16 protein-coding genes are annotated in these 13,345 nt (G+C 64.3%); all 16 read left to right on the forward strand.

Annotation, left to right across the window (positions count from 1 at the left end):
- Positions 1–13: 13 nt before the first annotated feature.
- Positions 14–1,192, forward strand: coding sequence for a phage portal protein (locus tag MICSW_RS04275; RefSeq protein WP_464496900.1), 1,179 nt, complete (start codon positions 14–16; stop codon positions 1,190–1,192).
- Between the two features lie 9 nt (positions 1,193–1,201).
- The gene (locus MICSW_RS04280; protein ID WP_464496905.1) at positions 1,202–1,888 is read left to right on the forward strand and encodes an HK97 family phage prohead protease; all 687 of its coding nucleotides are present in this window, start codon (positions 1,202–1,204) and stop codon (positions 1,886–1,888) included.
- A 115-nt stretch (positions 1,889–2,003) separates the two neighbouring features.
- Positions 2,004–3,374 carry a phage major capsid protein gene (locus MICSW_RS04285; RefSeq protein ID WP_464496909.1) on the forward strand — a complete coding sequence of 457 codons (1,371 nt, stop codon included), beginning with the start codon at positions 2,004–2,006 and terminating at the stop codon, positions 3,372–3,374.
- A 159-nt stretch (positions 3,375–3,533) separates the two neighbouring features.
- Positions 3,534–4,187: a hypothetical protein gene (locus MICSW_RS04290; RefSeq protein ID WP_464496913.1), complete on the forward strand. Its 654-nt coding sequence runs from the start codon at positions 3,534–3,536 to the stop codon at positions 4,185–4,187.
- A gap of 80 nt (positions 4,188–4,267) precedes the next feature.
- Complete coding sequence (locus MICSW_RS04295) at positions 4,268–4,831, forward strand: hypothetical protein (RefSeq protein ID WP_464496918.1); 564 nt, start codon at positions 4,268–4,270, stop codon at positions 4,829–4,831.
- On the forward strand, positions 4,828–5,214 hold the full coding sequence (locus MICSW_RS04300) for a hypothetical protein (RefSeq protein ID WP_464496922.1): 387 nt from the start codon (positions 4,828–4,830) through the stop codon (positions 5,212–5,214). The genes MICSW_RS04295 and MICSW_RS04300 overlap by 4 nt, the downstream gene beginning before the upstream one ends.
- A 2-nt stretch (positions 5,215–5,216) precedes the next feature.
- The gene (locus MICSW_RS04305) at positions 5,217–5,636 is read left to right on the forward strand and encodes a hypothetical protein (protein ID WP_464496927.1); all 420 of its coding nucleotides are present in this window, start codon (positions 5,217–5,219) and stop codon (positions 5,634–5,636) included.
- Positions 5,637–5,678: 42 nt separating this feature from the next.
- Positions 5,679–6,149, forward strand: a complete 471-nt coding sequence (locus MICSW_RS04310) for a hypothetical protein (RefSeq protein ID WP_464496931.1) — start codon at positions 5,679–5,681, stop codon at positions 6,147–6,149.
- Entirely contained in the window at positions 6,149–7,348 is a 1,200-nt protein-coding gene (locus MICSW_RS04315; RefSeq protein ID WP_464496935.1) for a lipocalin/fatty acid-binding family protein, read from the forward strand. Before MICSW_RS04310 ends, MICSW_RS04315 begins: the two co-directional genes overlap by 1 nt.
- Positions 7,345–7,707 (forward strand): hypothetical protein, encoded by a 363-nt coding sequence (locus MICSW_RS04320; protein WP_464496940.1) that lies wholly within the window; start codon positions 7,345–7,347, stop codon positions 7,705–7,707. Before MICSW_RS04315 ends, MICSW_RS04320 begins: the two co-directional genes overlap by 4 nt.
- Positions 7,704–9,380, forward strand: coding sequence for a hypothetical protein (locus tag MICSW_RS04325; RefSeq protein ID WP_464496945.1), 1,677 nt, complete (start codon positions 7,704–7,706; stop codon positions 9,378–9,380). The genes MICSW_RS04320 and MICSW_RS04325 overlap by 4 nt, the downstream gene beginning before the upstream one ends.
- Positions 9,381–9,387: 7 nt before the next feature.
- Positions 9,388–9,588: a hypothetical protein gene (locus tag MICSW_RS04330; protein ID WP_464496948.1), complete on the forward strand. Its 201-nt coding sequence runs from the start codon at positions 9,388–9,390 to the stop codon at positions 9,586–9,588.
- 7 nt (positions 9,589–9,595) lie between these two features.
- Positions 9,596–9,847 carry a hypothetical protein gene (locus MICSW_RS04335; RefSeq protein ID WP_464496952.1) on the forward strand — a complete coding sequence of 84 codons (252 nt, stop codon included), beginning with the start codon at positions 9,596–9,598 and terminating at the stop codon, positions 9,845–9,847.
- Positions 9,840–10,634, forward strand: a complete 795-nt coding sequence (locus MICSW_RS04340) for a fibronectin type III domain-containing protein (protein WP_464496956.1) — start codon at positions 9,840–9,842, stop codon at positions 10,632–10,634. The genes MICSW_RS04335 and MICSW_RS04340 overlap by 8 nt, the downstream gene beginning before the upstream one ends.
- Positions 10,631–10,891 carry a hypothetical protein gene (locus MICSW_RS04345; RefSeq protein ID WP_464496960.1) on the forward strand — a complete coding sequence of 87 codons (261 nt, stop codon included), beginning with the start codon at positions 10,631–10,633 and terminating at the stop codon, positions 10,889–10,891. Before MICSW_RS04340 ends, MICSW_RS04345 begins: the two co-directional genes overlap by 4 nt.
- Complete coding sequence (locus tag MICSW_RS04350; RefSeq protein ID WP_464496964.1) at positions 10,891–13,344, forward strand: glycosyl hydrolase family 28-related protein; 2,454 nt, start codon at positions 10,891–10,893, stop codon at positions 13,342–13,344. Before MICSW_RS04345 ends, MICSW_RS04350 begins: the two co-directional genes overlap by 1 nt.
- Position 13,345: the final 1 nt, after the last annotated feature.

The following is a 13,345-nucleotide window of genomic DNA, read 5'->3' on the forward strand; positions in this document are numbered from 1 at the left end:
GAAGAGGTGACCGGTGTTCCACAAGCGTGAAGCAACCTCGGATACCGTCGTCGCCCGCACCTCGTACCGTGGCCCATCCGGGTTGCCGGTGACGGTGAAAGCGGACGCTGCGTTGCGGCAGTCGGTCGGCTGGGCGGCGGTGATGCTCCGTGCCGGTCTGATCTCATCGTTCCCGATCGACACGTTCCGCACGGTGTCCGGAATCGACTACCCCGTGCAGTCGCCACCGGTGCTCGTGGACCCGTTCGGGCGTGGCGAGGTCTCTATTCAGGAGTGGATGCACTCGACACAGGTTGATCTGGATCGTGTCGGCAACTGTTACGGCATCATCCGTGAGCGGGACGGTCTCGGGAAGCCTCGAGTAATCGAGCTTGTCCGCCACGAATACGTCACCGTGAAGTCCAAGGCCGGTGTCGTCTCCTACGTGATTCGGGACGAGACCGGCACGACCCGGAAGTACGCACCGTCCGAGGTGTGGCACGAACGCCAGTACACGGTGCCGGGTCTGATCATGGGTCTCTCTCCGGTCGCGTACGCGGCATGGTCGCTCGGGCTGTGGGCGACAGCGGCAGAGTTCGCGGCGGAGTGGTTCACGAACCACGGCATCACCCCGTCAGGCATCCTGCGTAACAGCGAGAAGGTACTGAAGCCCGGAGCCGCGGACGACATCAAGGCGCGGTTCAAGGAGTCCGTGCAGGGTGGTGACATCTTCGTCACTGGCAAGGACTGGGAGTACAGTACCGGGCCTGCGTCGACCGCGGAATCACTGTTCATCCAGCAGATGGACTACAGCGACCAGGCCATGTGCCGGTTCTACGGTGTCCCCGCGAATCTCGTCGACGTCGCCGTGACGGGGCAGAACATCACTTACGCGAACGTCACTCAAGCAAACCTCCAGTTCCTGATCATGAAGCTCGGTCCTGCTGTCCAACGCCGCGAAACCGCGCTATCACGGATGCTCGCAGCTCCCCGGTTCGTGAAGTTGAACACCGCCGCGCTGCTGCGCATGGACCCGGAGACGACAAGCCGGATCCTCATCAACGAGGTGACGGGGAAGATCACCGCACCATCCGAGGCGCGCGCGTTGATGAACCGTGCCCCGTTCACACCCGAGCAGATCGCCGAGTTCGAAGCGCTCGGCATCGTCAGCGCCGGCACCCCGGCACCCGCCGTCAGCATCCAGAAGAGTTAGGACGCCAACATGGACCCGATCCTCGCAGAGGCGCTCGCGAACGCTGGCCGTGCCCGCGCCGCGCAGGTCGCACAACGCACCGACCGTCCCCGCCAGCGCCGATCCGCCGCGGAGCCGTCAGCATCCGCACGGATGTCCGCACGGTCACTGGTCACCGTCCGCGACGTCGTCGAGGGCGAATCGGTGCACTTCACCGGCCTCGCTTCGGCAACCGAACAGGCGTACGAGATGTGGGACTGGCTGGGGCCATACACGGAGATCGTGTCGGCCGGCGCGTTCGAGAACACGCTGAACCGCGCAGATCTCGATGTGCCGCTCGTTCTCCAGCACAACCAGCTGCGCCGCATCGCCCGCACCAGCACCGGCACCCTCACCCTCGCGGAAACAGACGAGGGCCTGAACGTCGACGCACCATCGCTGGACATGCGCGACCAGGACGTCGCGTACATCGTCCCAAAGCTGCGCGCAGGACTCATCGACGAGATGAGCTTCGGGTTCCGCATCGTCCGCGGCAAGTGGTCGCCCGACTACACCGAGTACCGCATCGACGAGGTCGACATCCACCGCGGCGACGTCGCGATCGTCGGATACGGGGCGAACCCGTTCACCGACGCTGGCGTCCGCCAGCACACAGACCCGGCCGCAGCGCGTTCGTTCGAACGCGCCCGACCGCTCGCTCTCCGCTCCCTGCGGTAGAGCAACCAAACACAGCACGCACGCGCTCTCGCGACATGCGCACGCTCCTCGGACTGTGCGCAGGCCTGACTGACCGGACGGCTGGAACACCGATTCCAGACAAAGGAGAAGTCCCATGACCCTTCGCGAAATGATCCGCCGCCGGCTCGAGCAGCTGAACCGGTCGATCACCGAATACAACGAGGTCGGAGAGAACCTCAACGCCCTTCGCGGCGCTGAGACCATCGACCAGGCAGCGATCGACGCTGCCGTCGCCCGCCGTTCCGAACTTGCATCCTCGATCGAGTCGCAGCAGGCGAACATCGACGAGCTCGAGCGTGAAGCCGAGCAGGACGAGCAAGTGCAGCGCGCCGCCGAGCAGCGCACCCCTGTCGCTGCGGCACCCGTCGTCCGCGCTGAGGTGAACGAAGCAAACCCCGTGTACCGTCGCGGCGACAACGCGACCTCGTACTTCCGTGACCTGTACACCGCAGGTCAGGGTGGTTTCGAGGGGGACGCTGCACGTCAGCGTCTCGCGCAGTCGCAGGAACGCGCCGCGACGTCCGCAGCGGGTGCCGGTGGCGAACTCGCCCCGCCGCTGTGGCTCGTCGAGGATTTCGTCGCTCTCGCACGCGCGGGCCGCGTCACCGCCGACCAGGTGAACCAGCGTCCTCTCCCGGACGGTGCGTCGTCGGTCAACATCCCGAAGGTCACCGGCAACACGGACCCGGCTGTGACCCAGACGCAGAACACCACGATCACTGAGGCGTCGTTCACGACCACCTCCGTGTCGTCCGGGATCGCGGAGATCACCGGCAAGCAGACGGTCCCGATCGCGCTGATGCGTCAGTCGGGCGCACCGATCGACGACATCATCGTCGCTGACCTCGCCGCGGCATACGCCGTGTCGCTGGACAGCCAGGTGATCGCCGGATCGGCCGCGAACGGCCAGCTGCGCGGGCTCATCACCGCGGGAACCACCATCACCTACACGACCACGGTTCCGTCCGTGGTGTCGGTGACGGCTGCGAACAGCTTCTACTCGAAGGTTCTCGGCGCGATGAGCGCGGTGACGGCGGGTCGCAAGCTCCCGGCAGACAAGATCATCATGACCCCGACCCGGTGGAACTGGGTGCTCGCGGCGCTCGACGGTCAGCAGCGTCCGCTGGTGATCCCGAACGGGCCCGCGTTCAACCAGCCCGCGGTCACGGGTGAGCCGACTGCGGAAGGCCCCGCAGGTACTCTGCTCGGCTTGCCGGTGTTCACCGACCCGAACATCCCCGCGAACCTCGGGGCCGGAACGAACCAGGACGTCGTGTTCGTCCTCCGTTCGTCCGACCTGTGGCTGTGGGAGTCGGAGGTCGAGTCGGCGTCGTTCGACGCGACGCTCGCGGCGCAGAACAGCATCCTGTTCCGTGTCCTCGGGTTCGCGGCGTTCATCCCGCACCGCCACCAGGCGTCCGTGCAGGTGATCTCCGGCACCGGCCTGGTCGCGCCGACGTTCTGATCGGCAACAGAAGTCACCCCTGATCAGGGTGACGAGGTGAGAGGGCCGGGTTCCTGTTCCCGGCCCTCTCACCGTCCCAACAGGAAGAAGAGAGAAGTGAAGACACGAGACCGCATCTCAATCGCATGGATAGACCCAGGCCAGGTCGACGGCGCGTTCATGACGTCCATCATCGAAGTGATGCGCGCCCGCACCGAACGGGTTGACGGCATCATCCGCATCGAAGGTGGGTTGCTGTCCCGTCAGCGCAACGAGGTCGTGAAGACGTTCCTCGACCACACGACCGCCGAGTGGCTGTTCATGATCGACTCTGACGAGCAGCTGTCCGTGCAGGCCTTCGACAAGCTCGTAGCGGCCGCGCACGCGGCAGCCCGGCCTGTGGTCGGTGGGTTGTACTTCGGGACGTGGCCGTCACCCGGGATGATGCCGAAACCGGTCCCTCACATCTACGTCCACGCCGCTGACGGGGTTTCTGTCGCGCCGGTCACCGACTACCCGGAGAACCAGATCATCGAGGTGGATGCGCTGGGTACCGGGTGCATCCTCATCCACCGAAGCGTGCTCGAGCAGATCAGGGAACACGCAGACCCGCACGAGGGTGACGCGTGGTGCTGGTTCCGCGACCTCCCCCTGAACGGGCTGTGGCTTGGCGAGGATCTCTACTTCTGCCGCCGCATCCGATCACTCGGTGTACCGATCCACGCCCACACGGGTGCAATTCTCCCGCACCGCCGCCGGTACTGGCTCGACCAGCGCCAATTCGAGGCCGCGCGGGAACACGTGAGGAGTAGCAGTGCGAACCACGACACCTGAACCAGCACACGGGCGTCCCGCACGCCCGCAGAGGACCGCAATAGACACCACCCCACGACAGCACCGGACGGAGGTGGAACGTGGCACTGACAACCGTCGACGAGGTCAAGAACATGCTCCGGTGGGGGACCGCTGAGGTCACCAAGTACGAGGGACAGCTTGACGCGTACATCGCTGCGGCGTCGAAGCGTGTCGAGGAGGACGCGGGGCCGTTCGAGGCGCGCACGGTCGTGCACGTCTGTGACGGTGGCGACACGATCCTGCTGCCGCACGCACCGAACGAGGTCACGCTCGTGCAGGTCACCGGGGACGGTGGCGGTGAGTGGGTTGACGGGTATTTCGTGCCCGTAGATGGGTGGGTGACGTTCGATGGCACCTACAAGGTGAACCACTCGGCGGGGATCTTGTACGGGCCGTTCCCGTACGGCCGGCAGAACGTGCGGGTGACGTTCACGGTCGGGATGGACACCATTCCCGACGATGTGCAGCTCGCGGCGACGATGGTCGCGGTTGACATGTGGGCGATCGCGTCGCAGCGTGCCCCGTCGCTGGATGATCAGGTCGACCCGTCGTACCTGATGCCGAAGGTGGTCCGTGACCTTCTCGCGCCGTACAAGCGTGCGCAGATGCCGGGGTTCGCATGAGCGCGTATCAGACCCTCAAGACCGTGCTTGAGAACATCCTGCCCGAGGGGTGGGGATTCAAGGGGTACGAGCCCATCGATGAGACACCTGATGCGGTGACCCTCACCATGAAGGTCCGTTCGGTGACCCGGCTTCCTGCCGCGCCGCTCGGTGGATACCAGGTGACGTGGGTTCTCACGATCACCACGGACCTCCCATCGCGGGAGTCGGCAGACCCGACCCTGTTCGATGACCTGATCGATTTCCTGTCCGTGCTGGACACCGACCCGTCCCTGTCTTGGCTGGGATGGAGCAACGCGGAGAAGGTCGCGGCCGGTGAAGAGTTCGAACGTCTCGCGTACGACATCACCCTGATAACCACAACCACGAAAGAGGAGGCCTGATCATGGCCCAGATTAACGTTGCCCCGATCATCCTCCGGGATGCTCTGCTGCGGTTCAGCTACGGCGAGGGGCCGACCACCAGCGACTACGAGATGCATGTCTCGCAGGTCGAGTTCACCCCGAACACGCCGACAGCGATGTGGAAGGGTCTCACCCCGACCGCGGTGTTCAAGAAGACCGGCGCGTCTGACTGGACGTGCACGATGGCGTTCGCTCAGGACTGGGAGACCACGGATTCGTTGTCGCAGTTCCTGTACGACCACGAGGGCGAGTCGATCGACGTCACGTTCGAGCCGGCGACGGGCGGGGCCGGGTGGGAGTCGACGATCCAGTGCGCGCCGGGTGTGATCGGCGGGACGGTGGACGCGATCCCGGTGGCGACGTCGACGATGGCGTGCTCGAAGCCGACCCGGGCTGTGTGACCTGTGCGCCTCGACGTCACGTCGTCGAGGGAGCTCACGGCGATGTTCCGTGCCCTCAAGTTCATTGAACGGGAGTGGCTGTCGGCGTGGACGAAAGAGGGACGGCAGAAGATTGAGCCGGAGTGGCGGGACCAGTTGGAACGGTCTCGCCCGAACCGGTTGCAGCGTGCCGTTCTGGTCCGCACGTCGCGGGTGTCGTTGTCGCGTAACTCGATCCGGTTGTCTGCGGGTGGGACGGGGAAACTGTCGTCGGGTGCGCGTCCGCGTGATCTGGCCCGCGCGGTGGAGTTCGGTCAGGACCAGGGCATCAAGACCCGGTATTACCGGAAGGATCCGCCCGTGCCGGCGCCCGCTAAGCATGTGGTGACGCGCCGCACTGCGCGGCCGGTTGGGCCGAAGTCCGCGAAGGGCAAGGTCGTGTGGCCCGCGCTGGGCAGGTTTGTGCCGCGCGCTGCGGCGATCGCGACTGACCTGTTCTACGAGATCCTGCGACGTGTACCGGGGGTGAACTGATGGCCGGTGCGATCAGCATCAACGTTGCGGCGAACGTCCGCGACGCGGTGCGGGGTGTCGATAACGTCGCCGACGCTGTGGAGGAGGTTTCTGACCGCCTCCGCGACATGACGAAGGACAGCGACCAGAGCGCTGACCGTCTCGAGCGTGACTTCAAGGAAGTGCAGCGGTCGACGGATAAGACCTCGGACGATATCAAACGGAAGTTCCGGGAAGCGTACAAGTCTGTCGGTAGGGCGTCGGATGACGCCGCCGATGATGCGGTGCGGGCACAACGACACATGTCGGAACAGGCGTCAGAGTACGGGTCCGAGATTCGGCAGAACCTCGGCGAGGGACTCGCGAACGCCGTCCGTGGTGATTTCTCGCAGCTTGGCGACACGATCGGCGACACGATCGGTGGAACGGTCGCTGGTATCGGCGGTATCGGCACGGCGGCAGCTGCCATCGCTACCGGTGTCGGTATCGGTGCGATCACGGCGGCGTTCATCGCCGCTGATGAGAAGCGGAAAGAGCTGCAAGCTCGGGCTTCCGATCTCGCTGACGCGTATATCGAGGCTGGCACGGCGATCCTCGACACGTTCGGTGAGGTTGAGCGTGCGCAGGCTGTCATATCGGACCCGGAGCAGAAGAAGAAGGTCGAGGACTACGCCAAAGCCCTCGGTGTGGATCTGCCGGTGGCGCTTGGCGCGTACGTTGGTCGGTCTGAGGATCTCGACAAGGTGCAGCAGATCATCGCGGATCGCACCGAGGAGAACACGCGGCTTACGAAGGAACTGGGTCGGGAGTGGAACGAGACGGGTGACGCCCAGTATTCGGCGAATCTCGACGCTATCGAGGCGGGGACTGAGCTGATCCAGGTTCAGAAGGACGCCGCGGACGGGTTCCAGACGTGGAGCGACTACCTGAACCATGTTGCGGAGTCAACCGAAGAGGCGACCAGCGAGCTCGATGAGTTCGGTGACACGATCGTCACCCTCCCGGGTGGGAAACAGATCTACATCGACGCGGAGACGGGGCAGGCGACCGACAAGACGGATGCGATTGAGAAGAAGATCTACGGCATCCAGAACAAGGACGTCTCGATCACAGCGCACACCGTGATCGACGATTCGGCGCTGCGTAACTACCGCGTGCCGTTCAAGATCGCGCTCCCGACGTACTTCCAGACCCCTAACTCAAGGCAGTTGCTCCCATGACATCTACGATCTCGGCTTCGGGTGGTGGCGGGTCTACGTCGCCGGCTCTCGTTCTCGGGTACAGGGCGGCGCGTCAGGGTCGGAACATCATCCACGATCTCATCGGTGACGGTATCGCTGTGACGCTGATCGGTTCCCGTTTGCGGTCGGGCACGTTGGCGTTGCTGTACCCGGTGAAGGCCGACGCGTTCGCCGCGGAAGCGCTCCTGGCATCCAAGGCGACGTTCACGTTGACGGACACGGATGTCGCCGAGGTGGGGATGAGTTTCGTTACTGATGGGGATGTGACGGTAGAGCTCGACGACGCGACCCGGGACGCGTGGGTTGTGTCGGTTGATTTCCAGCAGGTCGAGTCGTGAGCACTCAGATCCTCCGCCCGGTCGCGTCGGTGACTGTTACTGATGAGAACGACGAAGACCTTGAGGTTGTGGCTGACGACGCTCGCGTGGTGGTTGATTCGGGAGCTGTCCCGTACGGTTCTGCGACGGTGCAGGTTCCGCTGATCGCGCCGGAAACCATCGAGGTCATCGACCCGCGCGAGGACGTCCGTGCGACGGTGGCGATCGGTGAGGAGGGCGATACGCCTCGGGTGTTCGATCTGGCGGTGCGGTCGCGGCGTGTGGACCACAAGGCGAAGCGCATCGAGATGCAGCTCGCTACGGATGAGGCTCTGTTGCAGGACTACGCGCCGCTCACTGACGACGACACTCCACGGGACCATGAGGCATCGCTCCGCGACCTCATCAACTACGTGCTAGGTGTTGTGATCCCGGGCGCGGAGCTTGAGGCGGGATCGACCGACGCTGACCTCACCGCGGCGTGGCCGCTGACCAACCTGCACCCGAACCCATCAGTTGAGACGAACCTTGACGGATGGACGAACGGCAGCAACGCCACCGGCATCACTCGGCTGAACGCCTATGCCGATGACGGCGACTACTCTGTCCGTGCCGCGGCTGCAACAGCGGGTGGTTTCTGGATCGACTACGCCTCGAACCCGATCGGAGTGCGCGAGGGATACCTGTACTCCTGCACCGCGCGCATGCGTGTCGCGGTCGGCGCGACCGAGCGCACTGGGCTCGTGATGATCCGGTGGTACGACATCAACAACACACGCATCAAAGACACGTATGGCAATGAAGTTGCGTTGTGGAACGCAGGCTACCGGTACGTCCCCGTCACCGGCACCGCCCCCCCGGGAGCGGTCAAGGTCTCGCTGCACTTCCGCCTCAACGACGCATCGTCCGGACAGTACCTGTTCGTAGACAACGTGATCCTGAACGAAGGCGTCCCAGCCGACCCATTCAACGGTGATGACGCGGACGACGCGCTCTACATCTACTCATGGGACGGGGACACCGCCCACGCCTCGCCATCGAGCCGCACGCCAGTAGTCGAGCGCCTCCCGGAACTCTTCACGTGGCCCGCGGGTGTCAGCGCATGGGAGTTTCTTCAGCCGCTCACGGCAGTTGCTGGTCTGCGTCTCTACTGCGACGAGACTCGCACGTGGCGTCTTGTGGACCCGGCCGAGTTCACTTCGCCGGGACGTGTCTCCCTGTCGCCGCTGAACTCGACCGAGGGTGTCGACGAGATTTCGCGCGAGAACGCCGACATCTACTGCACGGGCGTTGTGGTGAAGTACTCGTGGACCGACCCGACAGGGACCGTGAAGACCGCGACCGACACGGCGGGCACCGCTGGCCGCGTGTTCATCGTCGAGCTGAACCGCCCCTATCCGGGGCCTGGGGTTGCGGCGGCGATCCTGGCCCGCCGGCAGGGTCAGGGCCGCACCCAGGATGTCACCGCATTGGCGGTGTGGACTGCGCAGCCGGGTCAGGAAGCGTCCATCAGCCTCCCGGGCACGGTAGAGCAGATCGGGCGTGTCGCTTCGGTCGAGTGGGAACTCCCTGCCGGTCTGATGCGTGTCGGCACGACAGGGCTTGTGGATGTGCCACCGGAGGCGTGGCTCGCCCTCGACCCGGGGAAAGCTGGCTCGACTCGCCTATTGGTGAGTCCTGGACTGGAGAGGTAGTGGCCTGATGGCTATTGGTGACGACGCCGCAGCAGCCGGCATGGATTTGGTGTCAGGAACCGAAGACCGCCGTAACGGCTGGATCGAGATCAACGCGACGCGCGACGAGATCGCCCGTCGGGCATCCCGCGACGGCCTCGACATCACAGTCGACTCCACCGCACCATCAAGCCCCGCGTTGTGGGCGCTGTGGTTCGAACCGATCTGAGGTCACCGTGGCTGTTTTCGCTCACGCCGAGACCGGCGCACGCACGGTAGCCCGGAAGGTCACCGGCACGAACGTCACGGACGTGTCGCAGTGGCTGCATTCACTGGGGTTCGTGCTGTTCGCCGTCACGGAGGAGATGGTCGGACTCGTGATCGTCGCTGACGGTGACTCGCCCCGGGCCGTGACGGTGGCGGAGTTCGCCGCCGAGTTCGTGGTCCCGGAGCATCTCGTCGACGAGTACGGGGTGACCGATGACTGAGGGGTGGGGCGATCTAAACGGGTCCGCCCCGCAGCAGATCTACATCAACGTCTACCGCACCGGCCAAAGCGGGAACCAGTCGAACTACCGGATCATCGTCCGCTACCTCGCGGCCGGGTGGGGTTCGTGGACGAACAATACCCAGTATTGGTCGGCGAATGCTGGCGGGGCAACGTGGTCGGGCACGTGGAATATCCCGTACGCGAACCGTTACAACGACATCACCCTGCTCGATACGACGTTCTCCCGCGATCATGACGCGAACGGGTACGGGACGGGGTTCACGTCCACGGCGTCGATCGACACGGATCATTCGTCGATCGGTGATGGCTCCGTGTCGGTGTGGGAGGGTGCCCCGCCGCGGATCCCGAAAGCCCCGGGCGCGCCGGGGACACCGGTCCTGACGGACGCGTTGCCGACGTCGATCGACGCGGCGTGGACGGCACCGGCCGATAACGGTGGCGCGTCGATCACGAACTATCAGGTGCAGGTCGCCACGGATTCCGGGTTCGCCACCGTGGTGAAGACCGTCAACGCGGGCGCGGGCTTGTCGACGACGATCACGGATCTCACCCCGGGTATCGAGTACTGGGTGCGGGTGCGGGCGACGAACAGCGTCGGCTACGGCTCCTATTCGAGCTCGGCGTCTGAGGAGACCCTCGCTGGGGGCAGAGTGTGGGACGGGTCAGCGTGGCGGAACTGCAAGGTCTGGACGTGGGACGGGTCGCAATGGCGGCTGTGTCGGGTGCGGGCGTGGGACGGATCAGCTTGGAGGAACACCCGATGATCACACTTGGACCGGAGCATTGGACAGCGATCATCCTCGCGCTCATCACCCTTTTCGGCACTGTCGTGGGCGCGATCTTCACCTGGCTCGGCGGGCTGAACAAACGCACCGCAGAGATGCGGTCACGGCTGGAGAAGCTCGAGCGCCGCGACCGGCTGTCATGGCTGTACATCCGGTCTCTGATTGATCACGCGTACCGGCATGGTGCGCTCCCGCTGCCCGAACCGCCTGAAGGCTGGAACGAGAAGGACGACTGATGACCGATTACATTCCTGTGCCCCCGGACCCGTGGGTGCCGACCGCGACGGACTCTGAGACGAAGCTGTTCCCCGACGCGACGATGGACGCGCTCGACGAACACAACGACGGGCGTTACGCGACGACTGAGCAGGGTGAGAAGGCGGACTCGGCGTACCAGCTCCCCGAGGATGGCGTGCCGGCAACGGACCTCGAGGATGCTGTGCAGACCTCGCTGGGCAAGGCGGACACGGCGTACCAGCTCCCCGAGGCTGGCGTGCCGGCAACGGACCTCGAGGAGGCCGTGCAGACCTCGCTCGGGAAGGCCGACGAAGCGGTCCCGAACACGGAGGCGGGGCGTGCGGCGTTGGCGGCGTCACCTGAACTAAACGCTGCATTAGGGGCACCAGTTGTACTCGCGCCCGGTGCCACGATCGCCGCCGAGTCTCGACCCGGCACGCCTGTGTATCGGCAAGGTCTCGCCGACATTGGTCTTGTTGCGATCGCCAACACGGCAGGATCTGGGGTCGAGACCCGAATCTCACCGTTACTCACGCAAGATATCCCCGCAGGGTCAACCATCGTTCTCGCGCTCTCCTATCTTCCGCAATCTGTCCACGATTACGGTGACCTGCAAGTATCCGTTAGCGATAGCCGCGGAAACCACTGGGTGATTGTTGGTCAGGAGCAGTTCAGCACGACCTTCGGAATCCTCCTCGCCTACTGTGTCGTCTCCGAGCCCCTCAAAGCCGGTATGGCAATCACGATCAGAGAACTGCACGGACACAACATTGCCCGGATCGCCGTCGCCGCGGTTGGATTCGGGGGCGTGCTACACCCCGAGGGATTCGGCGCAGCAACATTCGCGACAGGAAGCGGTGGTGTTGCCGTTGACGCGACTACCCCGGATGAGGCGTCGGTGTCAGTGTTCGCGGTAAGTTCTGGCTTCACCACGGCTGCCGCGCCGGGGAGCGACTATGTTGCGGTGGGTTCTACGCGTACAACACTTGGCTCCGCGGATAAGCGGTTGGATCTGATGACCAAGGAAGTCGCCGCCGAAGAGTCTGCGGATGCCTCGGCGACCGGCACGGGCGGGAATTGGGCTGCCGTTGTTGCGACGTTCAAGGTCGATCCCGCTCCTCGTATGGAGGGCACCTGGGATGGCGTGAACGTTCGCGCACCTGGCATCTCCCCGGCTGGGGCGAACATGGTCTGGGTGTCGGATGGTGGAGACCCACGCTGGCGTCCCGGCGATGGCGATATCCGCGACTTCGGATACTCGACGGCTGGTGTTGCTGGTGTCGGGAACGCGAGCAAAGATACCGCCTGTTTGCAGGAAGCCCTCGCGTCTGCGATGTCAGCGGAGATGCCTGGGGCTGGGCATCCTGTGTATGTGCCACCTGGGAAGTTCAGCCTGGGAGAACAGCTGCACATCTATCACCCGGTAGGGCTGGGTGGGGCTGGTCGTTGGCGAAGCTATCTGACGCCGACCGCGGACCTTTCCGGTTCCGCGCTGGTTGTGGTTGATGATCTGAACCGTCACGGTCAGATGGACCTCGTGGGTGGAACGCTGCCATCCCTGGACGTGACCGTGTTGAATCAGGGCGCTGACATTCACGATCTGTCGTTCGTGCACGATCGGTCGTTCGTCTGCGACCCGTTCGTGACTCGGAACGGTGTGGACGAACTCACGATGACGCGGGTCGTGGCGTACGGGTTCCGAGGGACCTTCCGTCTAGGCGACCCCTCTCCGACCAACGGCACCCACGGGCGCGGCGGCGCAATTCGTGAGTCAACCTTCAACGATGTAAGAGTGATAGCGGGCGGCGACCCAAGCACCGCAGCTCCGTGTTTCTGGATCACGAACAAGCCAGAAATTGCACCGGGCGGGGGTGACGGTACGAACCAGCTCGATTTCAACGACCTCTGGCTCGTCTATAACTACACGCACGCCAAGATCAGCAACGTGAACAACGACGCCGATCCCACGCAGTTGCGTCGCGTTCAATTCAATAATTTCATGCTCCATGGGCCGATGCAGGGCTCCACGCCGTACTACGGGTTCGACGATGACTTGCTCCGCATCGAGGGGCTCGTTTCCGGTGTCTCGGTAGATCGGCTTCGGATCAACTCGGTCCCACCGGGTAGGGCAGCGGTTCGCGTGTCGCGAGGATTGCAACTGGACGGCATCACACCAAATGATGCAATGCTTCCGATCGGTCTGGCTTTCGATCAGATACATGCTGTCAACTACTGGGGTGACCTCTTCTACATTGACGGGGTGAAGGACGCATCGATCCGGGGCTTCATCGATCAGGACGACGACGTACTGGGTCAGCAGCTCGTCGTGCGTGACAGTGCGGACGCCATTCAGCGCCGCCTCATCCTGGATGCCATGCCATGGACGCCTTCGGGAAAGTTGACCGTCCCCGCTTCCGTGGCATCCAAGGTGGTCGTGCGAAACCCGGAGTGAC

It is taken from the genome of Microbacterium sp. SW12, assembly GCF_055391095.1.

Bases quoted from the DNA above. Each gene is read 5' to 3' on its own strand.
- MICSW_RS04280 (WP_464496905.1), top strand. From the start codon at position 1,202: ATGGACCCGATCCTCGCAGAGGCGCTCGCGAACGCTGGCCGTGCCCGC.
- MICSW_RS04285 (WP_464496909.1), top strand. From the start codon at position 2,004: ATGACCCTTCGCGAAATGATCCGCCGCCGGCTCGAGCAGCTGAACCGG.
- MICSW_RS04290 (WP_464496913.1), top strand. From the start codon at position 3,534: ATGACGTCCATCATCGAAGTGATGCGCGCCCGCACCGAACGGGTTGAC.
- MICSW_RS04300 (WP_464496922.1), top strand. From the start codon at position 4,828: ATGAGCGCGTATCAGACCCTCAAGACCGTGCTTGAGAACATCCTGCCC.
- MICSW_RS04305 (WP_464496927.1), top strand. From the start codon at position 5,217: ATGGCCCAGATTAACGTTGCCCCGATCATCCTCCGGGATGCTCTGCTG.
- MICSW_RS04310 (WP_464496931.1), top strand. From the start codon at position 5,679: ATGTTCCGTGCCCTCAAGTTCATTGAACGGGAGTGGCTGTCGGCGTGG.
- MICSW_RS04315 (WP_464496935.1), top strand. From the start codon at position 6,149: ATGGCCGGTGCGATCAGCATCAACGTTGCGGCGAACGTCCGCGACGCG.
- MICSW_RS04320 (WP_464496940.1), top strand. From the start codon at position 7,345: ATGACATCTACGATCTCGGCTTCGGGTGGTGGCGGGTCTACGTCGCCG.
- MICSW_RS04330 (WP_464496948.1), top strand. From the start codon at position 9,388: ATGGCTATTGGTGACGACGCCGCAGCAGCCGGCATGGATTTGGTGTCA.
- MICSW_RS04340 (WP_464496956.1), top strand. From the start codon at position 9,840: ATGACTGAGGGGTGGGGCGATCTAAACGGGTCCGCCCCGCAGCAGATC.
- MICSW_RS04345 (WP_464496960.1), top strand. From the start codon at position 10,631: ATGATCACACTTGGACCGGAGCATTGGACAGCGATCATCCTCGCGCTC.
- MICSW_RS04350 (WP_464496964.1), top strand. From the start codon at position 10,891: ATGACCGATTACATTCCTGTGCCCCCGGACCCGTGGGTGCCGACCGCG.